Origin of the sequence: Citrobacter sp. Cpo071 (assembly GCF_030332765.1) — a bacterium.
In the GTDB taxonomy this organism is placed as follows: Bacteria; Pseudomonadota; Gammaproteobacteria; order Enterobacterales; family Enterobacteriaceae; genus Citrobacter; species Citrobacter portucalensis.
The window spans coordinates 1-24206 of record NZ_JAOWHE010000025.1 but is presented as its reverse complement, the minus strand read 5'-3'; the positions used below and the strand labels follow the sequence as shown (position 1 = coordinate 24206).

26 protein-coding genes are annotated in these 24206 nt (G+C 52.4%); 13 read left to right on the top strand and 13 right to left on the bottom strand.

The window, feature by feature from the left end; genetic code table 11:
• The first annotated feature begins 52 nt into the window (after nt 1-52).
• The gene (gene rraA, locus OGY09_RS00435) at nt 53-538 is read left to right on the top strand and encodes a ribonuclease E activity regulator RraA (RefSeq protein WP_008787034.1); all 486 of its coding nucleotides are present in this window, start codon (nt 53-55) and stop codon (nt 536-538) included.
• A 37-nt stretch (nt 539-575) separates the two neighbouring features.
• On the opposite strand, the gene OGY09_RS00430 is transcribed toward rraA, so the two are convergent.
• The 3 genes from OGY09_RS00430 to zapB all read right to left on the bottom strand — a co-directional run bounded on the left by OGY09_RS00430 (nt 576) and on the right by zapB (nt 1968).
• On the bottom strand, nt 576-965 hold the full coding sequence (locus OGY09_RS00430) for a hypothetical protein (protein WP_032945603.1): 390 nt from the start codon (nt 963-965) through the stop codon (nt 576-578).
• Complete coding sequence (locus OGY09_RS00425) at nt 962-1630, bottom strand: hypothetical protein (RefSeq protein ID WP_032945663.1); 669 nt, start codon at nt 1628-1630, stop codon at nt 962-964. Before OGY09_RS00425 ends, OGY09_RS00430 begins: the two co-directional genes overlap by 4 nt.
• Before the next feature lie 92 nt (nt 1631-1722).
• Nucleotides 1723-1968 (bottom strand): septal ring assembly protein ZapB, encoded by a 246-nt coding sequence (gene zapB, locus OGY09_RS00420; protein WP_095533156.1) that lies wholly within the window; start codon nt 1966-1968, stop codon nt 1723-1725.
• Nucleotides 1969-2396: 428 nt separating this feature from the next.
• Between zapB and OGY09_RS00415 the strand changes: the two genes are divergently transcribed.
• The 4 genes from OGY09_RS00415 (at nt 2397) to fpr (ending at nt 6761) form a co-directional block, all read left to right on the top strand.
• Entirely contained in the window at nt 2397-3242 is an 846-nt protein-coding gene (locus OGY09_RS00415; RefSeq protein ID WP_008787032.1) for an MIP/aquaporin family protein, read from the top strand.
• Between the two features lie 22 nt (nt 3243-3264).
• On the top strand, nt 3265-4773 hold the full coding sequence (glpK, locus tag OGY09_RS00410; protein WP_032945601.1) for a glycerol kinase GlpK: 1509 nt from the start codon (nt 3265-3267) through the stop codon (nt 4771-4773).
• 135 nt (nt 4774-4908) lie between these two features.
• On the top strand, nt 4909-5919 hold the full coding sequence (gene glpX / locus OGY09_RS00405; protein WP_008787030.1) for a class II fructose-bisphosphatase: 1011 nt from the start codon (nt 4909-4911) through the stop codon (nt 5917-5919).
• A 95-nt stretch (nt 5920-6014) separates the two neighbouring features.
• Entirely contained in the window at nt 6015-6761 is a 747-nt protein-coding gene (gene fpr / locus OGY09_RS00400; protein WP_032945599.1) for a ferredoxin--NADP(+) reductase, read from the top strand.
• Nucleotides 6762-6818: 57 nt separating this feature from the next.
• On the opposite strand, the gene OGY09_RS00395 is transcribed toward fpr, so the two are convergent.
• Nucleotides 6819-7247, bottom strand: coding sequence for a DUF805 domain-containing protein (locus tag OGY09_RS00395; protein WP_032945597.1), 429 nt, complete (start codon nt 7245-7247; stop codon nt 6819-6821).
• A 100-nt stretch (nt 7248-7347) separates the two neighbouring features.
• Between OGY09_RS00395 and OGY09_RS00390 the strand changes: the two genes are divergently transcribed.
• Nucleotides 7348-7950 carry a YiiQ family protein gene (locus OGY09_RS00390; protein ID WP_032945595.1) on the top strand — a complete coding sequence of 201 codons (603 nt, stop codon included), beginning with the start codon at nt 7348-7350 and terminating at the stop codon, nt 7948-7950.
• Between the two features lie 228 nt (nt 7951-8178).
• A complete protein-coding gene (tpiA, locus tag OGY09_RS00385) occupies nt 8179-8946 on the top strand; it encodes a triose-phosphate isomerase (RefSeq protein ID WP_003028783.1) in 768 nt (255 codons plus the stop codon).
• A 39-nt stretch (nt 8947-8985) separates the two neighbouring features.
• On the opposite strand, the gene OGY09_RS00380 is transcribed toward tpiA, so the two are convergent.
• The 8 genes from OGY09_RS00380 to OGY09_RS00345 form a co-directional block, all read right to left on the bottom strand.
• A complete protein-coding gene (locus OGY09_RS00380; RefSeq protein WP_275399180.1) occupies nt 8986-10458 on the bottom strand; it encodes a DASS family sodium-coupled anion symporter in 1473 nt (490 codons plus the stop codon).
• Between the two features lie 113 nt (nt 10459-10571).
• Complete coding sequence (locus OGY09_RS00375; protein WP_032945593.1) at nt 10572-11876, bottom strand: SLC13 family permease; 1305 nt, start codon at nt 11874-11876, stop codon at nt 10572-10574.
• A gap of 73 nt (nt 11877-11949) precedes the next feature.
• Nucleotides 11950-12699, bottom strand: a complete 750-nt coding sequence (locus tag OGY09_RS00370; RefSeq protein WP_020996109.1) for a CDP-diacylglycerol diphosphatase — start codon at nt 12697-12699, stop codon at nt 11950-11952.
• A 104-nt stretch (nt 12700-12803) separates the two neighbouring features.
• Nucleotides 12804-13793 (bottom strand): sulfate/thiosulfate ABC transporter substrate-binding protein Sbp, encoded by a 990-nt coding sequence (gene sbp / locus OGY09_RS00365; RefSeq protein WP_032945592.1) that lies wholly within the window; start codon nt 13791-13793, stop codon nt 12804-12806.
• A 200-nt stretch (nt 13794-13993) separates the two neighbouring features.
• Nucleotides 13994-14956: a 6-phosphofructokinase gene (gene pfkA / locus OGY09_RS00360; RefSeq protein WP_003825214.1), complete on the bottom strand. Its 963-nt coding sequence runs from the start codon at nt 14954-14956 to the stop codon at nt 13994-13996.
• 185 nt (nt 14957-15141) lie between these two features.
• Complete coding sequence (fieF, locus tag OGY09_RS00355; RefSeq protein WP_003825216.1) at nt 15142-16044, bottom strand: CDF family cation-efflux transporter FieF; 903 nt, start codon at nt 16042-16044, stop codon at nt 15142-15144.
• Between the two features lie 225 nt (nt 16045-16269).
• The gene (locus OGY09_RS00350) at nt 16270-16524 is read right to left on the bottom strand and encodes an Ogr/Delta-like zinc finger protein (protein ID WP_032174455.1); all 255 of its coding nucleotides are present in this window, start codon (nt 16522-16524) and stop codon (nt 16270-16272) included.
• 38 nt (nt 16525-16562) lie between these two features.
• On the bottom strand, nt 16563-17672 hold the full coding sequence (locus tag OGY09_RS00345) for a phage late control D family protein (protein WP_032174464.1): 1110 nt from the start codon (nt 17670-17672) through the stop codon (nt 16563-16565).
• A 177-nt stretch (nt 17673-17849) separates the two neighbouring features.
• Here OGY09_RS00345 and OGY09_RS00340 point away from each other — a divergent pair, with 177 nt between their 5' ends.
• The 6 genes from OGY09_RS00340 to OGY09_RS00315 are packed head-to-tail and all read left to right on the top strand — an operon-like array spanning nt 17850 to nt 23549.
• Nucleotides 17850-19040 carry a phage tail sheath subtilisin-like domain-containing protein gene (locus tag OGY09_RS00340; RefSeq protein WP_286589745.1) on the top strand — a complete coding sequence of 397 codons (1191 nt, stop codon included), beginning with the start codon at nt 17850-17852 and terminating at the stop codon, nt 19038-19040.
• A complete protein-coding gene (locus OGY09_RS00335) occupies nt 19041-19553 on the top strand; it encodes a phage major tail tube protein (RefSeq protein WP_032174453.1) in 513 nt (170 codons plus the stop codon).
• Nucleotides 19554-19607: 54 nt separating this feature from the next.
• Nucleotides 19608-19919: a phage tail assembly protein gene (locus OGY09_RS00330; protein ID WP_032174452.1), complete on the top strand. Its 312-nt coding sequence runs from the start codon at nt 19608-19610 to the stop codon at nt 19917-19919.
• Nucleotides 19919-20080 (top strand): GpE family phage tail protein, encoded by a 162-nt coding sequence (locus OGY09_RS00325; protein ID WP_032174462.1) that lies wholly within the window; start codon nt 19919-19921, stop codon nt 20078-20080. Before OGY09_RS00330 ends, OGY09_RS00325 begins: the two co-directional genes overlap by 1 nt.
• On the top strand, nt 20067-23048 hold the full coding sequence (locus OGY09_RS00320) for a phage tail tape measure protein (RefSeq protein WP_286589742.1): 2982 nt from the start codon (nt 20067-20069) through the stop codon (nt 23046-23048). Before OGY09_RS00325 ends, OGY09_RS00320 begins: the two co-directional genes overlap by 14 nt.
• Before the next feature lie 12 nt (nt 23049-23060).
• The gene (locus OGY09_RS00315) at nt 23061-23549 is read left to right on the top strand and encodes a phage tail protein (protein WP_032174450.1); all 489 of its coding nucleotides are present in this window, start codon (nt 23061-23063) and stop codon (nt 23547-23549) included.
• Between the two features lie 19 nt (nt 23550-23568).
• Here OGY09_RS00315 and OGY09_RS00310 read toward each other — a convergent pair whose 3' ends face one another.
• Entirely contained in the window at nt 23569-24138 is a 570-nt protein-coding gene (locus OGY09_RS00310; RefSeq protein ID WP_286589739.1) for a recombinase family protein, read from the bottom strand.
• Nucleotides 24139-24206 lie beyond the last annotated feature (68 nt).

Here is a 24206-nt window from a genome sequence, read left to right as displayed (position 1 = left end):
TACACATAGCGCGATATACTAAAAATTCTCGCAGCAACTGAACGTTAAGCCTATGAAATACGATACATCCGAGCTTTGTGACATCTATCAGGAAGATGTCAACGTCGTGGAACCGCTGTTCTCTAACTTTGGAGGACGGTCGTCGTTTGGCGGACAAATCATCACGGTAAAATGTTTCGAGGACAACGGGTTGCTGTACGATCTGCTCGAACAAAACGGCCGTGGTCGCATTCTGCTGGTCGATGGCGGCGGTTCTGTTCGTCGTGCGCTGGTCGATGCCGAACTGGCGCGGCTGGCCGTACAGAATGAATGGGAAGGTCTGGTCATCTACGGCTCAGTACGCCAGGTAGACGATCTGGAAGAACTGGATATCGGCATTCAGGCGATTGCCGCAATTCCGGTAGGCGCTTCCGGTGAAGGCATTGGGGAAAGCGATGTGCGCGTCAACTTTGGCGGCGTGACGTTCTTCTCCGGCGACCACCTGTACGCCGATAACACCGGGATAATCCTCTCCGAAGACCCGCTCGATATCGAGTAAGCGAAAAAGGCCATCAGCAAATTTGATGGCCTTTTTTTCATTCATTTGATTCGTAATGAATGACTTTAATATCATACTTTTTATATTTTTCTTCGACAACGATACTCATCGTCTCACGACTGACAGGATAAGTTTCGATATAAGCATTTAATTTATCCTCAGCTATCTGAATGCCACTCTTTTGTATCTCGGTAAAAATTATCTCACTGCGTTGAAGATGACTACCATCATCTGCATAGCTTACAAAAAACCAGTCGTTAGATATCCTTGGAGCCTGTTTAAGAGGTTTCGGTGTTAGCAGATGATAAAATAATAAATTCTGCTGAGTGTAGATTTTTTCTGTATAGATGCTCACCATAAAATGACAATAAAATAGCGCAATAAAAAGCATAAACACAATAATAAAACCTGATCTCCTGGATTTCATATGTGGAGTTCCCGAACATAATCAGGATTAGCAATAGGTCTTATTACATCCATAAATAAAGGTAATTCACCCGAATAGGGTTCATGTCTCTTATCTTTATTGATAGGGTCAGGAAACAGTAACGGAATAACACTTTTATTCTTAAACTCACCAACTGGGCCATAGAAGTCCCAGATTCGATAAGCCTTTTCTTTCGAGCATATCTGAAGGTAAGAGGTGTAATCTGCATAATTTACCGCTTGGTAAAAACCAAATAGATTTGAGACCAAATCTTCAGCACTATAACCACTATCCGTTAAATAAACATAAGGCCAAAAGTCCTGTAAGGACTCAAAGCGATGTGACGTACCTAAGAATATTGATAAAGCAATACCTTGTAAGGTTCGCTCCTGCAATCCTCGGCGCACCATAAATCTACGATATATACCAGTATTGATATTTATGCCATGAATGTTTTTGGACATACTTTGATGATAATTCACTTCATAAAACTCACTATCACCACCACGAGGCCTTGTCATTTCAAACCATAATTTTTCAGCCCCTGCCGGATTAGCATGGCCTAAATCAATCCATCCTAAATTATCTGTATAGATAAGACCATATCTAATATCGCTGGTGATAAGTCGATCCGAATCATCAATAATATCGTTTCTTTTTGTCATATCGTATTCTTTGATATTTAAAAAATACGATATCCTAATCTCTACATAACAAAAAGGCATCCATTATGGATGCCTTTTTCAAGAAATCAGAATTAGACTTCTTCCATACGACCCAGCAGGGCATGCAGACGATCCTGCCAGCCGCTCTGCTGTTCTTTCAGGCTGTTGTTCTCACGCTCCAGTTCTTCACGCTGCTGCTGTGCAGTCTGAACTTCCTGCGACAGTGAGTTGTTCTTTTCTTTCAGCTCTTCGATTTCCATCTGCAACAGCGTGATGGTATCAATCGCCTGCTGTACTTTTGCTTCCAGTTTCTCAAACACTTCTAATGACATCGTCATACCTCTCCTGAATTGCAAGGCGTTGATGGATAAAAATCCTCGTCCCGATAACCGGCGACGCCTTAATAAAAACGAGCGCACTCTACTTAACACCGATTGTATGAAGCCGCGTCATCCCTGTCCAGCGGCATCCCGCGCAGATTGCGGTTTGCAACACTTTTAGTCTTTCTCCTGGTGACATTACTGTCATAACTCTTAAGTGTTAACAGATTGATCAGTGAAATGATTCAGCTCACACTATTTTTGTATAACAAATACCTCACGATGGCGCGAAAACGCTCATTTTGTTGATGCAGTACACACATTTTAATTTCGATATTTCTCGTTTTTGCGCGTTAACGATAAATTAACAGTGTGCCTACCGGCTCCGGGGATGTCAGTGACCTTCTCGCACACAATAAACATTAAACTCTCTTCAGGATCCGATTATGAGTCAAACATCAACCTTAAAAGGCCAGTGCATTGCTGAATTCCTCGGTACCGGGTTGTTGATTTTCTTCGGTGTGGGCTGTGTCGCTGCACTTAAAGTGGCTGGGGCTACTTTCGGTCAGTGGGAAATCAGTGTCATCTGGGGTCTGGGGGTAGCGATGGCTATCTATCTGACCGCAGGCGTTTCTGGTGCACACCTGAATCCCGCGGTAACCATCGCACTCTGGCTGTTCGCCTGTTTTGATAAACGCAAAGTTGTTCCTTTTATTATTTCGCAAATTGCCGGCGCCTTTTGCGCAGCGGCACTGGTTTACGGGCTTTATTACAATCTTTTCCTCGATTTCGAACAAACTAACCATATCGTACGCGGCAGTACCGAGAGCCTGGGTCTGGCAGGTACTTTCTCCACCTATCCGAACCCGCATATCAATTTTGTGCAGGCCTTCGCGGTTGAAATGGTCATTACCGCTATTCTAATGGGGCTGATTCTGGCTCTGACCGACGATGGTAACGGTGTACCTCGTGGTCCGCTGGCACCACTGCTGATCGGCTTGTTGATTGCCGTTATTGGTGCTTCCATGGGTCCGCTGACAGGTTTTGCGATGAACCCGGCACGTGACTTCGGACCGAAACTCTTCGCCTGGATGGCCGGATGGGGTGAGATTGCCTTCACGGGTGGTCGCGATATCCCTTACTTCCTGGTTCCGGTGTTTGGCCCGATTACCGGCGCGATTTTGGGCGCATGGGCATATCGCAAACTGATTGGTCGTCATTTACCGTGCGATGTCTGCGCGATTGAAGAAAAAGACGTTGCGGCCAACACTCAACAAAAAGCTTCGCAGTAATGTGACTACGGGACAAAAAATTATGACTGAAAAAAAATATATCGTTGCGCTCGACCAGGGCACCACCAGCTCCCGCGCGGTCGTAATGGACCACGATGCGAATATCGTTGCCGTTTCACAGCGCGAATTCGAGCAAATCTACCCGAAAGCAGGTTGGGTAGAACATGACCCGATGGAAATTTGGGCGACCCAAAGCTCCACGCTGGTAGAAGTTCTGGCGAAAGCCGATATCAGTTCCGATGAAATTGCAGCGATCGGTATTACCAACCAGCGTGAAACCACCATTGTCTGGGAACGCGAAACCGGTAAACCTATCTATAACGCGATTGTGTGGCAGTGTCGTCGTACCGCGGAAATCTGCGAAAAGCTCAAGCGCGACGGTATGGAAGAGTACATCCGTAATAATACAGGTCTGGTCATTGACCCGTACTTCTCCGGCACCAAAGTGAAGTGGATCCTCGACCACGTAGAAGGCTCGCGTGAGCGCGCTCGTCGCGGCGAACTGCTGTTCGGTACCGTAGATACCTGGCTTATCTGGAAAATGACGCAGGGACGTGTACACGTCACGGATTACACCAACGCCTCACGTACCATGCTGTTCAACATCCACTCCCTGGACTGGGATGACACGATGCTGGATGCGCTGGATATTCCGCGTGCAATGCTGCCTGAAGTTCGTCGCTCTTCTGAAGTGTACGGCCAGACCAACATCGGTGGTAAAGGCGGTATTCGTATTCCTATCTCCGGTATCGCCGGTGACCAGCAGGCGGCGCTGTTTGGCCAGCTGTGCGTGAAGGAAGGGATGGCGAAAAACACTTACGGTACCGGCTGCTTCATGCTGATGAACACCGGCGAGAAAGCCGTTAAGTCCGAAAACGGACTGCTGACCACCATCGCTTGCGGACCGACCGGGGAAGTGAACTACGCGCTGGAAGGTGCAGTATTTATGGCTGGCGCATCTATCCAGTGGCTGCGTGATGAAATGAAACTCATCAGCGATGCGTTCGACTCCGAATATTTCGCCACCAAAGTGAAAGACACCAACGGCGTGTACGTCGTTCCGGCATTTACTGGCCTGGGCGCACCGTACTGGGACCCGTATGCTCGCGGCGCCATCTTTGGTCTGACCCGTGGGGTAAACTCCAACCACATCATCCGCGCCACGCTTGAATCTATTGCATACCAGACCCGTGATGTTCTGGAAGCAATGCAGGCTGACTCCGGTATTCGCCTGCACGCCCTGCGCGTCGATGGCGGTGCGGTCGCCAACAACTTCCTGATGCAGTTCCAGTCCGACATTCTCGGCACGCGCGTTGAGCGCCCGGAAGTCCGCGAAGTCACCGCATTGGGTGCGGCATACCTGGCCGGTCTGGCAGTAGGCTTCTGGCAGAATCTGGATGAGCTGCAGGAAAAAGCGGTCATCGAGCGTGAATTCCGCCCAGGCATCGAAACCACCGAACGTAACTTCCGTTACAGCGGCTGGAAAAAAGCGGTCAAACGCGCCATGGCATGGGAAGATCACGACGAGTAATACGTCATAGCCGGATGGCAACTGTGCCTTATCCGGCAATATCTTCGTGCGGGGGCAACCCCGCACACACATCAATAATCTCGCCCCCTCCCCTGTGCTACACTTCGCGCCATTCCTTTCAGCTACGAGTTTGCAATGAGACGAGAACTTGCCATTGAATTTTCACGCGTGACCGAAGCGGCCGCGCTGGCTGGCTATAAATGGCTGGGCCGCGGCGACAAAAATACCGCTGACGGCGCGGCGGTAAACGCCATGCGTATTATGCTCAACCAGGTCAATATCGACGGCACCATCGTGATTGGCGAGGGTGAGATCGATGAAGCACCGATGCTGTTTATCGGTGAGAAAGTCGGGACCGGTCTTGGTGATGCGGTCGACATCGCCGTCGATCCTATCGAAGGCACACGCATGACGGCAATGGGTCAGGCAAACGCGCTGGCCGTACTGGCTGTTGGCGATAAAGGCTGCTTCCTGAACGCGCCAGACATGTACATGGAAAAGCTGATTGTCGGCCCAGGCGCAAAAGGGTCTATCGACCTGAACCTGTCGCTGGAAGCCAACCTGCAGAACGTTGCCGCTGCACTCAATAAGCCGCTGAGTGAACTGACCGTCACCATTCTGGCCAAGCCACGCCATGATGAAACGATCGCCGAAATGCAAAAATTGGGCGTGCGCGTCTTTGCTATTCCAGACGGTGACGTTGCTGCCTCCATTCTGACATGCATGCCAGACAGTGAAGTTGACGTGCTGTACGGCATTGGCGGCGCACCGGAAGGCGTCGTTTCGGCCGCCGTTATCCGCGCGCTGGACGGTGACATGCAGGGCCGTTTGCTGGCACGTCATGACGTCAAAGGCGACAGCGAAGAAAACCGTCGCATTGGCGAACAGGAACTGGCTCGTTGCGCCGCCATGGGCATTGAAGCGGGCAAAGCGCTGCGCCTCGATGAAATGGCGCGTAGCGACAACGTCATTTTCTCTGCCACCGGCATCACCAAAGGCGATTTGCTGGAAGGGATTAGCCGCAAAGGCAATATCGCAACCACCGAAACGCTGCTGATCCGCGGTAAATCACGTACGATCCGCCGCATTCAGTCGATTCACTACCTCGATCGCAAAGATCCCGATGTGCAGGCGCACATCCTGTAATTGATTTGATCAATAGAGCCTTCCAGCCCATATGGGCTGGAAATCTTTCGTCCAACGAACGAAGATAAGGCAATCAAAGCAGACAGGAGAGAACCATGGCAGATTGGGTAACAGGCAAAGTCACGAAGGTACAGAACTGGACCGATGCCCTGTTTAGTTTGACCGTGCGAGCTCCGGTTCTTCCTTTCACTGCAGGTCAATTCACCAAGCTTGGCCTTGAGATCGACGGCGAACGCGTCCAGCGCGCCTATTCTTACGTCAATGCCCCTGATAACCCCGATTTAGAGTTTTATCTGGTGACGGTTCCCGACGGCAAACTCAGCCCTCGTCTGGCATCACTGAAGCCTGGCGATGAAGTCCAGGTGGTGAGTGAAGCTGCTGGTTTCTTCGTGCTGGATGAAGTCCCCGATTGCGACACGCTGTGGATGCTGGCAACCGGCACGGCTATCGGCCCATATTTGTCGATTCTGCAATTAGGCAAAGACCTGGATCGCTTCAAAAATCTGGTGCTGGTCCACGCCGCGCGCTATGCCGCCGATTTGAGCTATCTACCGTTGATGCAGGCCCTGGAAAAGCGCTACGAAGGTAAATTACGCATCCAGACGGTGGTCAGTCGTGAAACCGTGGCAGATTCGCTGACCGGGCGTGTACCGGCACTAATTGAAAGCGGTGAACTGGAAAAAGCGGTCGGGCTGCCAATGGATAAAGAAACCTGTCATGTGATGCTGTGCGGAAACCCGCAGATGGTGCGCGATACCCAGCAGTTGCTAAAGGACACCCGGCAGATGACCAAACACCTGCGCCGCCGACCGGGCCATATGACCGCAGAGCACTACTGGTAAGAACGTTTCAATGCCCGGTTAACACCCGGGCATTTTGCCGGATGGCGCTTATCCGGCCTACGAGTCAGCCCTGTACTTTACGTCCTGCGTATCCTTACCATATTTATTTGCGTCCTGGGTGCCGATGAACGCACCCAGATCGATAAGCATGCCGACCAGAATCAACGTTGGAACAAAGCGGCCTACCGCCCATTGCCAGACGCCGGGTAACATCGCCCAATTTCCGGCCAGCAGCATCCACGCCAGAATCATCAACAGCGCCCACACTCCAGAACGCCCACGGTCATGCAGACGTTTTACCGTCACTGCCGCCGTTGGCCATAGCAGACACACCAGACAAAAAGCCGCGGTCTGAATATCGAGTAATTGTTTGCTCGCCAGCGAAAACAAAACCAGCATGCCGACGATCCATAGGCCAATCCAAATCCAGAAATCACGGCGCCCGATGCGCCCTTTAAATGAGAATAACCACTGCTGTATGGTCATGTAAGTTCCTTTATTATTACCTTCCAGAACAGTTTACCCTTTTGACAAGCTCGACGGTTACCGTTTTAATCGTGAGCAGTGAGAATGAAAGGTACGATTGATGAAGCACGGATTTACACTGTTTTTATTATTGTTTTCAGCCTTAACCGCCAGCCCTGCGGCATTGGCGGAAGAGCCATCGACGGCAACCACAGCCCCCTATTTACTGGCGGGCGCGCCGACCTTTGACCTGTCGATTAGCCAGTTTCGCGAAAACTTTAATACACAGAATCCGAAGCTTATCCTGAATGAGTTCCGCGCCATCGACAGCAGTCGCGATCGGGCAAATCTCACCCGCGCGGCCAGCAAAATCAATGAAAACCTGTATGCGTCTTCCGCCCTTGAGCGCGGTACCCTGAAAATCAAAAGCATGCAGATAACCTGGTTACCAATTCAGGGACCAGAGCAAAAGGCAGCTAAAGCGAAAGCGCTGGAATACATGACCGCCGTCATCCGCACCGTCGCACCGCTACTGACGAAGGAACAGAGCCAGAAAAAGCTACAAAAACTGCTCGCCGCAGGCAAAGGTAAGCACTATTACGCCGAAACAGAAGGCGCAATTCGCTATGTCGTGGCAGATAACGGTGAAAAGGGGCTGACCTTCGCTGTTGAACCGATTAAGCTGGCTCTATCTGAAAACCTCGAAGGGTCGAATTCCCCCTAAATTATTCACGTTTCAGGAAGGCGGCGACGCAACGAATCCCCAGGAGCTTACATCAGTAAGTGACTGGGGTGAGAGAGTACAGCCAACGCACCTGCAACGTGGAGAATGACGGGGAAATGACAAAAAGCAAAGCCTTTCGGGGGATGAATCTCTATACTGTTTCACAGACCATGCTGCCCTGAGGGGCGGCCATATTCCTTAATTCGCTGACAAGCGTGGAGAAATGAAATGCGACATCCTTTAGTGATGGGTAACTGGAAACTGAACGGCAGCCGCCACATGGTAAACGAACTGGTTGCTAATCTGCGTAAAGAACTGGCTGGCGTTGCTGGCTGTGCAGTAGCGATTGCTCCGCCGGAAATGTATATCGACCTGGCGAAACACGCCGCTGCCGGTAGCCACATCATTCTGGGCGCGCAGAACGTTGACCTGAACCTGTCTGGCGCATTCACTGGTGAAACAAGTGCTGAAATGCTGAAAGACATCGGCGCACAGTACATCATTATCGGTCACTCTGAGCGTCGTACTTACCACAAAGAATCTGACGAGCTGATCGCTAAAAAATTCGCCGTTCTGAAAGAGCAGGGTCTGACTCCAGTTCTGTGCATCGGTGAAACCGAAGCAGAAAACGAAGCGGGCAAAACTGAAGAAGTTTGTGCACGTCAGATCGACGCGGTTCTGAAAACTCAGGGCGCGGCAGCATTCGAAGGCGTCGTTATCGCTTACGAACCAGTATGGGCTATCGGTACCGGTAAATCTGCAACTCCTGCTCAGGCTCAGGCTGTTCACAAATTTATTCGTGACCACATTGCTAAAGCTGACGCGAAAATCGCTGAGCAAGTAATCATCCAGTACGGCGGTTCTGTAAACGCAGCTAACGCGGCAGAACTGTTTGCTCAGCCGGACATCGACGGTGCGCTGGTTGGTGGTGCTTCTCTGAAAGCAGACGCCTTCGCCGTCATCGTTAAAGCAGCAGAAGCCGCTAAACAGGCTTAAGTTGTTAAGGCGGGAGGAGCACTCCTCCCGCTGTATTAACTACCAGTATCCCAACCAGTGCCACCAGAAGGCGCCGGTCACACCCCAAATGGTCAGGTTGACCACACTCATCACCAGCCCCGTTTTCCACCACTCTGCCAGCGTGACATAGCCCGAACCAAAGATGATCGGCGCAGTACCCGTGCCATAGTGCGTGAGCGACATCATCAGGGAGGAGGAGAAACCGAGCATTAAACCAAGCAATGCTGGCGGCGCGCCGAGGCCTAATCCTGCGGCGAAAAACGCAGCGAACATAGCCGTAATATGCGCAGTAGTGCTGGCGAAAAAGTAGTGCGAGTAGACATAAAGCAGAATCAACAGCAGCGTTGCAACACTCCAGTGCACGCCAAGATGGTCGATTGCGCTACCAACGCTGGTTGCCAGCCATCCCACCAACCCCAGTTTGCTGAGAAAATCCGCCATCATCACCAGCGCGGCAAACCAGACTATCGTATCCCATGCCCCGCGGCATTTAAGAATGTCATCCCAGCTCAATACGCCCGCCATCAATAGAATCGACAAACCAATTAACGCGGCGCTAGTGGGGTTTACGCTCCAGGCACTGCCCATCAGCATCGCTGGAACACCCGCCCACAGGCAGAGCAGCAAAATGAACACTGCCAGGGTGATTTTTTCTGCCAGTGATAGTGGACCCAGCGCATCCAGTTTTTGCCGCGCGAACTGCGGCGCATTTGGCGTGCGCGTGATAGCTGGCGGATAGAGCCACCAGATTACAATCGGCATGACAACCAGTGATACCAAAGCGGGAAGAAGCGCCGCAATAGCCCACATTCCCCAGGTCATGTTCAGCACGCCATCCGTCCCCTTCGTCAAAAAGCTGACGATTAACGGGTTAGGTGCGGTCGCGGTGATGAACATTGCCGAGCTGATCGGGTTAATGTTGTAGTTCACCAGCGCGAGATAACGGCCCGTTGAGCCATTCTCGGCATGGCCTGGCTGCGAGCCGAGGCTTTCCGCAATCGCCCGCATTACCGGGTGGATAATGCCGCCGCCACGTGCGGTATTGCTTGGCGTTACGGGTGCAATTAGCGTTTCCGCAAGGGTTAATGCCCACGCAATACCCAGCGTTCTTTTACCAAATAGCGCAATAAACCCGTAGCCAATACGCGCTCCCAGGCCAGTCTTTAACAGACTTTGCGACAGCATAATGGATAAACCAATCAGCCAGATTAACTGGTTAGAAAAGCCACTCAACGCATCGTTCAACGCCGCGGAGGGTTTGCCGGGGTTAGTAACGCCAGTCATAGCCACCAGCATAATCGCCACAATCGCAATTGCGCCAATGGGCATAGCTTTACCGATAATCGCAGCGATCGTACCAATAAACAGTGCCAGCAGGTGCCACGCTTGGGGGGTTACGTCAAGAGGACACGGGATAACAAACCAGATGGTCAGCGTAATCACGAGCGAGATGATGGCAGGCCAACAGCGGATGGGGGTCAAACTGTCCATGAATCAATCCTTGAGTTTCCAGTGCGCAAATCTGCGCTCGGGCATTAACCGATATTGCCGCACATAATACAATTCACTCACTCACAAAACATAAAATTAACATTTTGATACATCTACAGTTTTCCTAACACCGTAAACCAGGCGTAATCCAGCGGCAGAAGAATCAAATACGTTGCCGCCGCCAGCGAAATGCACAGCAACATCCCCGCCCTCGCAGGCACTTTCCCAAGCGCCATCGCCACCACAATCGGCGAAGCCTGATACGGCAGCAGCGGTGTGGAATATCCCAATACCTGAATCATAATCACCGACAGCAGCGGAAACCCCGTCGCATCGGCAAAACTTTGTGCCAGCGTGGTATACAACGCCGGAACACCGTTCGCTGTCATAATAAAATTAAGCGCGGTGGTAATGCCTGTCAGCGCGAGAAAGCTGGTAAACGGTTTTTCCGCATCCAGCGGCATCACCTGTAACAGCGCCTCGCCCACAGCGCTGCCAATGCCGGTCTGGGTGACGGTGATCGCCAGACCCAGAATACCCGCTACGTAAATACAGGTGCGAATATTTACCCCAGTGGAAAACTCATCGCCATTGATAAAACCAACCCGTGGTAGCAGTGTGATAACCGCCGCCGCCAGTCCGGTCCACGCAGGGCCAATGCCGTGCCAGCTTTCGCTTACCCACAAGAACAGCACCACCGCTAACATCCAGGCCAGACGTTTTTCATCCCGGCTCATCGGCTCCGGCGGCGTGAGATCGCGCGGCGCATGCGGCTTGCCAGGGAACAACCAGCAGATAAGCACAATGAGCACCGCGCCTTTAAGCCAACCCAAAACCGGCGTATGCAGCAGCAAATAGGGAAGATAATTGAGGTGGATACCGTAAGAGCCTTCCGCCGCGCCGCTCATCACCAGATTCGGTACGTTAGCGGGTAAAATCGTCGCAGAAAGCTGGAACGTCCCAAACCCGACGGCCAGTGCCAGACCATACCAGGCGCGCGTGCCGTCGTTAATTCCAGCCCGTTTCGCCATCGCCGCGACGATCGGCATCAGCAGCGCAATGCGGCCCATGTTGGATGGCATTACAAATGCCAGCGCGTAACTCAGCAGCACTACGCTCGCCACCATTAACGGCCAGGAATCAGTCAACCTCGATGACAGCGCCCTCGCCGCCCTGTCCGCCAGCCCCGTTTTACGAATCGCGATACCCAGTACAAAACCGCTAAACACCAGCCAGAATGCGGAGGACGCAAAGCCGCCAAAAATCACATCCGGTGGCGCAATTTTGGCGACCATCGCCACGGCAAAGAACAGCAGCGCCGTTATAAACTCCGGCAGCAGCGACGTAGCCCAGAGCAGAATGGTGATACCAACCACCAGAGAGGGGATAAACAGAGGGTGTGTAAGCCAGAGCGACATGCCTGTCTCCTGTTGTTTTTTTCAACAAGAATACGGGGACAGGCATGCGGAGTAAACGCCAGATTAGGTGGGGTTAACGCAGAATATCACATTGATGATCCTGAATTTCCTCAGCGGAGGCGAGATTCAGAGCCAGCAGATTGCGCTGAGTAGCCAGCAGGACAAAGGATTCGTCGCTCTGGCGCACCATCGCCAACGCATAGCTGCCCATATGCTCACGCGCATCCGGCACCTCTTCCGCCAGCATCATAAACGGGCTGCGTTGTGCCAGTTCATTTTCCGTGACGCGACGCGCCAGATATTCATGACCGCGCAGCCCACCCGGTAATGGTAGCCAGCGGGTGCTGATTTTCGCCAGGTTGTCATCCAGCTGCTTTCTGACATCGGTTCGCAGGCAGGAGATATGAATATGCAGGTGATTTTGCGTACGCCCGCTACGTGAGTTAATGGTCAGAGAGACTGCTTTGTCAGGGATTTCCTGGCCGTATTTTTGGCTCATAAAGCTACGCGCCTGCCAGGCCAGCCAGAAAAAGTTCGGCGTGCCTGATTTCAACAGCAGCGGACTTTCCGTACCGTTGATCCGCCAGGTAGGCATCAACAGATATTGCAGTGGGCCGTTACGGTCTTTGAACACCACATATCCGGCATCCGGCTTTACTTCAGCGCATGGTGCGGGGTCCTGCTGCTGCAACTGGTGCGGCAGGCATTGCTGAAGAACGATCTGGCGTAATGCGTCCGGGTTGCCGGTGAATTTCCAGTACCCGATACCTGCAGCGGCGGCGACCACAATCACCGCCAGTAAAAGATAGCCTGCTTTTTTCATTACGCGTTTCCTGTATCCCATTGAAGGGCAAGAGTAACGCAAAACCATGACAAATAAAAAACCCGGTCGCGTTAGGCCACCGGGTCGGTAAATCACAGACTTATTTATCGTTTACTGATTTGGTCGAACGTACCGCCGTTAGAGAAGTGCTCTTTCTGCGCTTTCGTCCAGCCGCCAAACTCTTCGTCGATAGTGAACAGCTTCAGCTTCGGAAATGCATTTTCGTATTTCTTCGCGACTTCTGCATCACGTGGACGGTAGAAGTTTTTCGCTGCTATCTCCTGACCTTCCGGCGAGTAGAGATACTTCAGGTAAGCTTCCGCCACCGCTTTGGTATCTTTCTTTTCCACCACTTTATCAACCACGGACACGGTCGGCTCCGCGAGAATAGATTCACTCGGGGTCACTATCTCGAATTTATCTTTGCCCAGCTCGTTCGTTGCCAACAGCGCTTCGTTTTCCCAGGCAATCAGTACATCACCGATACCACGTTCAACGAAGGTATTGGTTGAGCCACGTGCGCCAGAATCGAGTACCTCAACGTTTTTATACAGGGCCTTCACAAAGTCTTGTGCCTTGGCCTGATCGTTGTTGTTGTGGTGCAGGGCATAGCCCCATGCCGCCAGATAGTTCCAGCGAGCTCCGCCGGAGCTTTTCGGGTTTGGCGTAATGACCGACACGCCCGGTTTGATTAAATCGTTCCAGTCATGAATTTGTTTGGGATTGCCTTTGCGGACCAGGAACACGATGGTGGAGGTGTAAGGCGCGGAGTTATCCGGCAGGCGTTTAATCCAGTTTTTATCGATACGGCCACGTTCAGCAATGGCATCCACGTCGTAAGCCAGTGCCAGCGTCACAACATCGGCTTCAATACCGTTGATGACGGAAGTCGCCTGTTTACCCGAACCGCCATGCGACTGGCGGATCACAACGTTGTCGCCCGTTTCCTGCTTCCAGTGCGCGCTGAAGGCCTTATTGTACTGCTCGTACAATTCACGCGTTGGATCGTACGATACGTTAAGTAACTGAATATCCTTTGCCAGAACGCTGGTCGATGCCAGCAATAATGTTAACCCTACGCCCCATTTGTTCATCGCCCAGCTCTCTTAGGTAGTGTTGTGATGAGCAAAGCGTGCCAGAAAGGAATCCAAACATTAAAGAATAAAAAAAGATTTGCTATAACTTGGGGGAATATATGGAGTCGAGTTTTTGCCTGATGGCGCTACGCTTATCAGGCCTACGATTTGCATCATGTAGGCCGGATAAGGCGCAAGCCGCCATCCGGCAATTGCAATTAGTACAGTTTTTTCGCGCAGTCCAGCCAGTCACCTTTGAACGGACGCTTCATGTTTTCGATAGCGTCGATGATGTCGTGGTGAACCAGCTGCTCGTTCTGAATACCTACGCAGCGACCGCCGTGACCTTCCAGCAGAAGTTCAATGGCATAGGCGCCCATACGGGATGCCAGGATACGGTCGTAAGGAACCGGGGAACCACCACGCTGGATGTGACCCAGTACGGTTGCACGCGTTTCACGACCCGTTTCTTTCTCAATGTAATGCGCCAGTTCGTCAACGTCACACATGTGTTCAGTGATCGCTACGATTGCGTGTTTTTTACCTTTCGCGATGCCCGCTTTGATTTCAGTAACCAAATCGTCACGGCTGAATTCCACTTCCGGAACCACCACGAACTCACAGCCACCGGCAATTGCAGCCGCCAGGGTCAGGTCACCACAGTAGCGGCCCATCACTTCGACGATGGAAATGCGCTGGTGAGAAGAAGATGTATCACGCAGGCGGTCAATCGCTTCGACAACGGTACCCAGAGCGGTGAAGTAACCGATGGTGTAGTCGGTACCTTTGATATCGTTATCGATAGTGCCCGGCAGACCGATGCATGGGAAGCCCATTTCGGTCAGGCGTTTTGCACCCATGTAAGAACCGTCACCCCCGATAACAACCAGGGCGTCGATGCCACGCTTCTTCAGGTTTTCGATCGCCACCGCACGTACGTTTTCATCACGGAATTCCGGGAAGCGAGCAGAACCGAGGAAAGTACCGCCACGGTTGATCATGTCGGACACGCTGTAGCGGTCAAGCTGGACCATACGGTCTTCATACAAACCCAGGTAGCCATCATGGATCCCCATGACTTCCAGCCCTTCCGTCAACGCTGCACGTACAACACCACGGATTGCTGCGTTCATGCCCGGCGCATCACCGCCGCTTGTCAACACACCGATTTTCTTAATCATGACTACCTCTGAACTTTGGAATGCAAAATGAAATCTGCTGCCGGAAGTCGATTCCGCATATCGAAACGATCCAACGAATATGCAGATAGTATAACAATCACTTCCTGCTGAATTGATTCAGGTCAGGCCAAATGGTGGTAATTTATACACAAAATGCTGGCCCGGTTCACTTTTTTTACAACGAATTATGAAAGCTCAAACATCTTGCCTTCCTTGGGTACGACTGAACAGGGATCCTGATGAATGATGACATCCGATCCCGGAAAACGCCGTAAAATTGCCTGCTCAACCTGTTCAGCCACTAAATGCGCCTGAACGAGCGGCAGATTATCTTCCATTTCCAAATGAATCTGAATAAAGCGGGTCGGCCCTGACTGCCGCGTGCGAAGATCGTGAGCGCCGCTGACTCCAGGCCATGACGTCACTATATCAATAATTTCCTGACGTTCCTCATCGGGTAAAGCGCGATCCAGCAAAGATTGCACTGCCTCATACCCCATGCGTAATGCGCTATATAAAATATAGATGCCAATCCCGAGCGCAAACAAGGCATCTGCACGATGCCAGCCATACCATGCCAGCCCGAGCGCAATGAGAATCGCACCGTTCATCATAACATCAGACTGATAATGAAGCATATCTGCCCGAACGGCCTGACTTTGCGTACGCTTCACTACCCAGCGCTGAAACGAGACCAGAATGATTGTACACACTAACGCAATGATGGTGACAACCACCCCAACGCCCGGATCTTTCATCGGTGTGGGTTGGATGAGATGCTGAATCCCGGTCAGGAATAAAAACAGCGCCGAACCAGAAATAAACATGCTTTGCGCCAGCGCCGCCAGCGATTCCGCTTTTCCGTGTCCGAACGTATGCTCATCATCGGCGGGCTGCAGCGAATAGCGCACCACCAACAGGTTGGTTAACGACGCCGCGATGTCCACCAGAGAATCCACCAGTGCAGCCAGAATACTGACCGATCCGGTGTACCACCACGCGAAAATTTTGATCAAAAGTAACAGCGATGCCATCACGGTTGCCGCGATTGCCGCCCGGCTCACTAGCCGCCCATAGGTTTGATTCATAAACACTCCTGCCAGGATATGCCGCTAGTATAACGGATGAAGTAAAACAGTCAGGCAATAACCGAGGGACAAATTTTGGGCAAAAAAAACCCCCACATCATGTGGGGGAAGACAGGGATGGTGATTTATTTATCGCCATAACCTCATGAAACAAAAGGATTTGTTTCATATGATGTCCACACATCGTCCACATCGAAAAAAAGCCCCGCGTCTGCGGGGCCTTCATTATATTGCTAAATTTAGCTGATCGCGTCCGTAATGCGAGGCAGGAAAAACACCGGCAGGGATAAAATCAGGGGATAACTCTTCGCGGCGCTCACGTTTAGTGACTATCTTTTCAACGCTGTTAAGCGTGGTGAATGACAATCCGCATTCCATGTTCTGGCACTGGTGATACTGCCTGTATATGGTTTGCTCTTCGTTTAGTGGCTTACTGGTACGTGTGCGGGCCGTAGCGCCGCAATGTGGGCATCTGAACATAATGGTGACTCCCCTGGGGAGTTGAACTCATCGCCATTCTATTCAGTTTCTGCGATCCAGTCAGATATTTTTGCTTCAAAGTTAAGCTGTGTAGTAAATCCGTTGCTATCAACGTCATGCTGTACCTTGCTGATTATCCAGTCCTGGGCGTCAATATCTGCCTTAAAACCGGTCACCGTCGAATGCATTTCCGGGTACAACTCCGCACGCCCGCGCGCCAGGGTGATCGAAAACTCCGCCGCGCCGCGCTGTAACTGCTGCCACTTTGCCGCCGCTGCGCGCCTGGCGGCTTCTTCATTCTGGAAGGTTTTACGCATAATAAAAACGTTACCTTCAGCGCCTTCAATGTAGTCACCTTCCCTGCTGCTGCTCTTATCCTTTTTTTTCGTTGTGGCACGGCGATGAACGCTAACCTTTTTCTTTTTCCCGTAGTTCAGATCAAGCCAGTACGCGCGGACGCCGGTATAAGCGTCACGATCAGCAACCCGGAAGCGGTGCCGGTCTCCACTGCTGCGCGTGATGGCAATCGACGGAATAGCCTTCCCTGATGCAGTGAAACCACCACCCGGCACGATAAACAGCAGACTTCCATTTTTTACCGTGGCGATGGCCCCTAACATTTCCGCCATTCTGGTCAGAAATGACATATCGCTTTCCTGAGTCTGATCGGCATGGTCAATTTCCACATCCATCAACAGATCGCTGATTTGCGGCGTCAGGTCATACCGTTTTGCGATAGCAGACACAACCCGCTCCACAGTCACATCATGCCAGGAGACTTCACGCTTTACGTTAAACTCCTCTCTGAAATCTGCACTTCTGGCGGTCACGGTGATACGGTCGGGCGGCCCGTCGTGCGCCACTTCATCAACCGTGTAGATGCCCTTATAAACCAGCGCTTCACCCATCCACCCCAGCCAGAAAGACAACTCAGCGCCACGCGGCGGAAGAGCAACGCTTCCATCAGTGTCATCCAGCTCTAATGTCAGCTGATCGGCGTCAAAACCCCGGTTGTCCGTCAGGCTGATGGATATCACGCGATCTGATAATTCTGTTAACACCTTCCCGCCTTGCCGGACGCTGAATGCTGGTATTTTTAACGCCTCCGTCAGGATGTCATCGACACCGCCAGCCGCGCCCGAAATCATACTGCTGATCACTGAAACACTCATATACCCTCCCGTTTTGCTGAATAATTCCACGCGGGCGCGCGTGGGAGAATTCGTTTTAGTTGTCAGAGAGATAGCACAACCAGAAAGGCGTGAAGCCGTTACGTCAATCAGCAATCATGGTGGCGAACTCAACAAAACGTAATGGTGACAAACATGTCTGAGACACGTTTTCACGGTGCTCGCACCAAAGAAGAAACCGACATCACGAGGGTAATTAACGACATTGACTCCAGCGTCATTGGCGTGATTGTCGTCGCTGATGACGCAGACGAAGACGCTTTCCCACTTAACATCCCAACGCTTATCACGCGGCCTCAGTCGATGCTCAGCAAGGCAGGGAAAACAGGGACGTTGTACAAAACACTGAAAGCTATTTCAGACCAGGCAAGCGCGAAAATCATTGTTGTTCGTGTTGCCACGGCTAAACCGCCGGAGGAAGGGAAAACGGCGGAAACACAGTCGCAGTTGATTATTGGTGGCTCTGATGCTGACGGTAACTACACCGGCATGTATGCGCTACTGACCGCCGAACAAAAAACGGGATATCGCCCGCGCGTCCTGGCGGTGCCGGAATACGATACCGAAGAAGTAACATCACAGCTTTGCGTGATCGCCAAACAGCTTCGCGCCTTTGTTTATGCTGGCTGTAACGGCTGCAACACACTGGCAGAGGCCCGGCAATATCGTGAAACCTTCGCATCACGTGAACTCATGCTGATCTGGCCTAACTACATTGCCTATAACCAGGTGTCCGGGGCAAATGAAGAGTTTCCCGCCCCAGCCTATGCGGTAGGGCTGCGCGCGTTTATTGACAACCAATACGGCTGGCATCGTTCTCTGTCTAACATCGCCGTCAGTAACGTGCTTGGCATGTCGAAGGACGTTTTCTGGGCGCTCCAGGCTGAAGACAGCGACGCCCAGACGCTGAACAACGATGAAATCACCACCATCATCAAGCGTAACGGCTTCCGCTTCTGGGGCAACCGCACCACTGACACCAATGAATTTACTTTTGAGGTGTACACCCGTACGGCGCAAATCCTGGCGGACACCATCGCAGAGGCACAGTTTGAAACCGTTGACGGGCCACTTACCCCAACCAACGTGAAAGACGTGGTGAGTGCAATTAACAAGAAACTCAGCGCACTTGTGACCGCTGGCAAGCTGCTTGGCGCGGAGGCGTGGTTTGACATTGTGGACAACCCGACCGCAAACCTGATTCAGGGAAAAGTGGCGATCCGTTACAAGTATACGCCAGTACCGCCGATGGAAGATTTAACGCTGATCCAGACGTTCACCGATGAATATTTTGAAGGCGCGTTTTCGTCTCTGGGGAGTAACTAAATGGCGATTCCAGCAAAATTGCGGCTGTTCACCTGCTTCGTGAACAGCGTAAACAATATCGGCAAAGTGACATCTGTGACGCTGCCAAAACTGACCCGGAAAACGGAAGACTACCAGGGCGGCGGCATGATTGGTTCCGTTGCCGTCGATCTCGGACTGGATAGCGGCGCACTTGATGCAACGATGGTTGTTGGCGGTCTGGTTCAGGCTCTACTTCTGGAGTACGGCGGCGATCTGGACGGTACGCTAATCCGCTTTACCGGGGAGTATTACACGTCTGGCGAGAGCCAGATCGTTGATGTGGAAATGCGCGGCAAGTTCACTGAAATCGACGGCGGCGAAAGCAAACAGGGTGAAGACACATCCGTGACCTACGCCATTAAAAACACGTACTACAAGCTGTCAATTGACGATAAACCCCTATGGGAAATCGACTTGCTTAACTTCGTCTACAAACGCAACGGCGAAAATATTTACCCTTCCCGCGTGATGTCTGCGCTGGGCATGGGGTAACAAACAACCACTACAGGTGCGGCGTCGTGATGATGCCGCTCGGAGATTAAAACAATGACCAAAGAAAACACCGTAACACTGACCCGCTGGATTTCCCGTGGCGACGAAGATATCAAAACCGTCACGATTACTGACGAAGTAAAACAGGCTGGCACCCTGCGCGGCCTTCGCCTGGTGAACGTCATGAATATGGACGTGGACAGCATCAGCACCCTGTTAACCCGCTGCACCTCCCCACGCCTGAAGCTCAAAGAAATCAGCGAAATGGAAACATCTGACTTTGTTGAACTTTGTGAGGTGCTAACGCCTTTTTTGGCACCGAAGGAGCCTGGCACGAAGAGCGAGACGGAGACGGAGAGCGAGTAATCGCACCCCACTTTGACCTGATCGATGATCTGGTTGCTGACATTGCAGTTATTTTCAACTGGCCGCCCTCAGAGGTTTTCACTATGTCCCTGAGTGAGGTGATAGCCTGGCGTGAACGGGCGGCTATCCGAAGCGGAAACAGTGAAGATGAAAGACCTTAATATCCGTGTCGCCTTCAGTGCGATTGATAAGTTAACCCGCCCGGTAAATGCCGCCCGTAACTCAGTGGGCGGCTTATCAGAATCCCTCAAAAAGACACAGTCCTCTATCAAGGATCTGGAAACGCAATCCCAGGCATTCAACCGCCTGAATGAGCGCGTTAAAAAGACAGCCCAGCAACTCACCACAACACAGCGCGCTTTTGATGGCCTGAATAAAGCCCAGAAGACCGGCACCGTTCTGACCGACGCGCAGCGCGAGCGCATGACAGCGCTGGCGGCAAAACTTGATCGCCTGAATGCCAGCCGGTCACAGGAAACCGCAAAACTCCAGCAAGCGTCCCAGGCACTGCGCGCGCACGGCGTCTCGCTGGCTGGCGGTGATCGCACAATTCAAAGCGCCATCAGACGCACTGAGCAATACAACCAGGCGCTTGAGAGAGAACGGCGACAACTTGCCGCCGTGACCAATGCGCGCGCCCGTTACGACCGACTGAGCACCACAGCGGGCAAATTACGCACCGGCGGCGCAATGGCAGTTGGCGCAAGCGCGGGGGCGGGTTACGCCGCCGGGCGCTTCCTGGCCCCTGCTGTTGGTTTTGATGAGGAAATGTCGCGCGTAGGCGCACTGACTCGCCTGGACAAAGGCGATGAACAATTTGCCGCCCTCCGCGCCCAGGCCAAAAAACTTGGCGCTGAAACCGCATTTACCACGCGAGACGCCGCCAGCGGGCAAGCCTTCTTAGCAATGGCTGGCTTTACACCACAGTCAATTCAGGCCGCGTTGCCTGGCGTTCTGAATATGGCGCTAGCCGGTGGCATGGATCTGGGTGAATCCGCTGATATCGGTTCAAACATCCTGACCCAATTCAAGCTGTCATCAGATCAGATGGACAGGGTTGGCGATACGTTAACCGCCGCTTTTACCCGTACCAATACCGACCTGCGCGCCCTGGGCGACACAATGAAATACGCGGGGCCAGTGGCGGCTAATCTGGGGATTAGCCTTGAACAGGCCTCAGCGATGGCGGGTATGCTTGCCAATAACGGTCTGCGCGGCAGTGACGCGGGTACAGCATTACGTTCCAGCCTATCCCGCCTTGCTTCACCACCAAAAGCCGCAGCTGATGCTCTGAAAGAGCTAGGCGTGTCGGTTGCCGACGCCAACGGGAAAATGCGCCCGATGGAAACGGTACTGTTAGACCTTTTCAAAGCCACGAAGAAATACGGGCAGGTTGATCAGGTATCTTTCTTCAAAAACATCGCCGGTGAAGAGGCCTTTGTGGGCCTTCAGACACTGGTACAGGCGGCAGGTTCGGGAGAGCTACAAAAGCTCACAAAAGAACTTCAGGGCGCTGCCGGTGAATCCGCTACCGTCGCAAAAAAAATGGCGGACAACCTGGGCGGAGATCTAAAAGAACTCGATAGCGCCTGGGAAGCATTCCGTATCCAGATTGAAGAACTGGCGGACGGCGCACTTCGGAAACTCACCCAGGCACTGACCGGCACGATCGGCGTGATGACTGAATGGGCAAATAAGAATCCGCAGCTATCAAAAACCCTTCTGGCTGTTGGCGGGAGTGCGCTGGCCCTTACCGCCGGGATTGGCGCAACATCCCTGGCTATTGGCTTACTTCTGGGGCCACTGGCAAAACTTCAACTCGGCTTTGCCCTGCTAACCAGCGGGAGCGGGCTGGGTGGCGCGGTGACACTTTTCAGCCGCCTGTCTGGCGTTATATCCGGGCCGCTTGGCGGCGTCCGTGGCTGGGGCATTGTCTTCAGTAGCATGACCGGCAACGCCGGAAAACTGGCTGGCGCGCTTGCCCCATTGCGCGGGCTGCTTGCCGCCGCGTTTATCTCGCCAGGTGCCGCCCTGGGAGGAATTGTAAAAGGGCTTTCTAGTCTCCTGCTCCGCCTGACCGGTATACCTGCAATCATGGGGATCGCTAGCTCGGCCCTCTCAGTGCTCGGCGGTGCACTGTCATTGCTGTTAAGCCCGATCGGGCTGATTGGCGCGGCCTTCATTGCCACAGGGTTGCTTATCTGGCGATTCTGGGAGCCGATCAAAGCCTTCTTTGCGGGCTTCTTTGCCGGTGTAATGCAGGCGCATACGCCGTTCCGTGATGCCTTCGCCGGACTGGCCCCCGTCTTTGATGTGATCTCAAATGCCGTTTCTCAGTTGTGGCAGTGGTTCAGCAACCTGCTTTCACCAATGACAACCAGCAAAGAGACGCTTGATAAATGCGCAAGCGCTGGGGAGACGTTCGGCAAAGTGCTTGGCCTGGCAATTCAGGGACTAATGCTGCCTCTGACCGGGCTGGCTAACATGATCATCTGGATACTGAAAAAGCTGGACATCATCCCTGACGGCATCGACGCGGCACACGCAAAAGCTCAGGCACTGACAAAAGAGCCGGTAGCGTGGGAATGGGACGACAAACAGAAAAAGATGGTGAAAAAGGAATGGAACTGGTCACCAAAAAGTGACGATAAACCAGCCGCCTCCACCCCACCATCACCAGTAATTGCCGCTGATACAGGAACGCAACGGCGGTTACAGAAAATTGCCGACAACACCGGCGGGATGCTGGATGAAACCAAAAAGCGGATCGGCCCCGGCGATATTGTGTTTAAAAATCTGCCCCGCGCATTAGCCGTCCACGGCGCATGGCAGGAAGCGCAATCCGCCCCAGGCGCTAACCTGGCCCAACTTAGCGCGCGCCCGGTTATCGCAGCGGCATCAGCACCGATTAAACCGGCGGCTGAAGTACAGGCTATTGGCGGGCAATCCAGTAAACAAGCCAGCAAACCGGCGCAAAACACCGCGCCTGATGAAATGCATATTCACATTCATATGCACGGCAATCTCAGCAACGACGCCCGCGACATTGCACGGATGGTGGCTGATGCAGTTGGGGCGGAACTAAACAAACGTTCCCGCTCTGGTAGCAGTTTCAGAGACAAAGATTAGGAGAGCAAAACAATGATGATGGTTTACGGAATGTTCGTCTTTGAGTTAAAAACCGTTCCCCACCAACAGTTGCAGCAGTCAAAGACCTGGCGGCATGTGAAGAACGAACGCATAAACCGATCGGCAAAGTGGCAATACATTGGCGCGGGTGACGATCAAATCACACTATCCGGCGTTTTGTACCCATCAGTGACCGGCGGTAAGGTGAGTCTAACTGTGCTCGATACACAGGCATACACCGGACGCCCCTGGCCTCTTATCAGCGGCACCGGGCGGATATATGGCATGTATTCGATAACACAGCTTCAGACCACCGATACTGAATTTGACCAGTATGGGGAGCCGAAGAAAATAGAGTTTACGATCACGTTTCAAAGGCAAGATGAAGACCTGCGCGAAAGCCTCCAGTCTTCATCAGTGAGTGACCTACTCGGCAACCTACAAAACACAGCCAACTCAGCGCTGAATAATATCAGCGCTGCCGCATCAAGCCTGTTCTAAACAACTGCATTACTGGCTTTCATTTCCCCGCCTCAACCCTCACCGTGGCGGGGAATTTTTTGTATAACGTCGATATCCCGACATCAAAAAGCAAGGCAACCCGCTGGCGAGTCTCACCGGCAGCAATCAACCGCCCCGCTTGCGCCCACTGATCATCAGATAGCTTTGGGCGACGCCCGCCAATCCTCCCCTGCTCTCTGGCAGTCTTCAGGCCCGCTCGCGTCCTCTCAACAATCAATTCACGCTCCATTTCAGCTAGCGCCCCCATAACATGAAAGAAAAAGCGCCCCATAGGAGTTGATGTATCAATACTATCCGTCAGGCTTTGGAAATTTACCGATCGCTGGCGCAACTCCTCCACAAGTACAACCAGGTGCCGCATACTTCGTCCAAGCCGATCCAGCTTCCAAACAACAAGCGTGTCCCCTGGAGACAGGCTTTTTAATAATTTCTTCAGCCCCGGTCTATCTGACGTTTTGCCGCTTATTTTATCTTCAAATATCAGCTTACATCCTGAGCGCTCCAGCGCGTCACGCTGTAATGCAGTGTTTTGGTCATTTGTTGATACGCGCACATAGCCAATCTGCATCGACTTTCCCTCATGCAAAAGCCGGGATGATGCCAGTCAGGGCGCAAATTCGCATTTTCTTAAACGTT

Excerpts from the sequence above, each read along its gene's own strand:
- glpX (WP_008787030.1), top strand. The coding sequence starts at position 4,909 with ATGAGACGAGAACTTGCCATTGAATTTTCACGCGTGACCGAAGCGGCC.
- pfkA (WP_003825214.1), bottom strand. The coding sequence starts at position 14,956 with ATGATTAAGAAAATCGGTGTGTTGACAAGCGGCGGTGATGCGCCGGGC.
- OGY09_RS00340 (WP_286589745.1), top strand. The coding sequence starts at position 17,850 with ATGTCTGAGACACGTTTTCACGGTGCTCGCACCAAAGAAGAAACCGAC.
- tpiA (WP_003028783.1), top strand. The coding sequence starts at position 8,179 with ATGCGACATCCTTTAGTGATGGGTAACTGGAAACTGAACGGCAGCCGC.
- OGY09_RS00370 (WP_020996109.1), bottom strand. The coding sequence starts at position 12,699 with ATGAAAAAAGCAGGCTATCTTTTACTGGCGGTGATTGTGGTCGCCGCC.
- sbp (WP_032945592.1), bottom strand. The coding sequence starts at position 13,793 with ATGAACAAATGGGGCGTAGGGTTAACATTATTGCTGGCATCGACCAGC.
- OGY09_RS00380 (WP_275399180.1), bottom strand. The coding sequence starts at position 10,458 with ATGGACAGTTTGACCCCCATCCGCTGTTGGCCTGCCATCATCTCGCTC.
- OGY09_RS00430 (WP_032945603.1), bottom strand. The coding sequence starts at position 965 with ATGAAATCCAGGAGATCAGGTTTTATTATTGTGTTTATGCTTTTTATT.
- glpK (WP_032945601.1), top strand. The coding sequence starts at position 3,265 with ATGACTGAAAAAAAATATATCGTTGCGCTCGACCAGGGCACCACCAGC.
- fieF (WP_003825216.1), bottom strand. The coding sequence starts at position 16,044 with ATGAATCAAACCTATGGGCGGCTAGTGAGCCGGGCGGCAATCGCGGCA.
- OGY09_RS00310 (WP_286589739.1), bottom strand. The coding sequence starts at position 24,138 with ATGCAGATTGGCTATGTGCGCGTATCAACAAATGACCAAAACACTGCA.
- OGY09_RS00415 (WP_008787032.1), top strand. The coding sequence starts at position 2,397 with ATGAGTCAAACATCAACCTTAAAAGGCCAGTGCATTGCTGAATTCCTC.
- zapB (WP_095533156.1), bottom strand. The coding sequence starts at position 1,968 with ATGACGATGTCATTAGAAGTGTTTGAGAAACTGGAAGCAAAAGTACAG.
- fpr (WP_032945599.1), top strand. The coding sequence starts at position 6,015 with ATGGCAGATTGGGTAACAGGCAAAGTCACGAAGGTACAGAACTGGACC.
- OGY09_RS00375 (WP_032945593.1), bottom strand. The coding sequence starts at position 11,876 with ATGTCGCTCTGGCTTACACACCCTCTGTTTATCCCCTCTCTGGTGGTT.
- OGY09_RS00320 (WP_286589742.1), top strand. The coding sequence starts at position 20,067 with ATGAAAGACCTTAATATCCGTGTCGCCTTCAGTGCGATTGATAAGTTA.
- OGY09_RS00335 (WP_032174453.1), top strand. The coding sequence starts at position 19,041 with ATGGCGATTCCAGCAAAATTGCGGCTGTTCACCTGCTTCGTGAACAGC.
- OGY09_RS00390 (WP_032945595.1), top strand. The coding sequence starts at position 7,348 with ATGAAGCACGGATTTACACTGTTTTTATTATTGTTTTCAGCCTTAACC.
- rraA (WP_008787034.1), top strand. The coding sequence starts at position 53 with ATGAAATACGATACATCCGAGCTTTGTGACATCTATCAGGAAGATGTC.
- OGY09_RS00425 (WP_032945663.1), bottom strand. The coding sequence starts at position 1,630 with ATGACAAAAAGAAACGATATTATTGATGATTCGGATCGACTTATCACC.
- OGY09_RS00315 (WP_032174450.1), top strand. The coding sequence starts at position 23,061 with ATGATGATGGTTTACGGAATGTTCGTCTTTGAGTTAAAAACCGTTCCC.
- OGY09_RS00345 (WP_032174464.1), bottom strand. The coding sequence starts at position 17,672 with ATGATTTCGGGCGCGGCTGGCGGTGTCGATGACATCCTGACGGAGGCG.
- OGY09_RS00330 (WP_032174452.1), top strand. The coding sequence starts at position 19,608 with ATGACCAAAGAAAACACCGTAACACTGACCCGCTGGATTTCCCGTGGC.
- OGY09_RS00350 (WP_032174455.1), bottom strand. The coding sequence starts at position 16,524 with ATGTTCAGATGCCCACATTGCGGCGCTACGGCCCGCACACGTACCAGT.
- OGY09_RS00395 (WP_032945597.1), bottom strand. The coding sequence starts at position 7,247 with ATGACCATACAGCAGTGGTTATTCTCATTTAAAGGGCGCATCGGGCGC.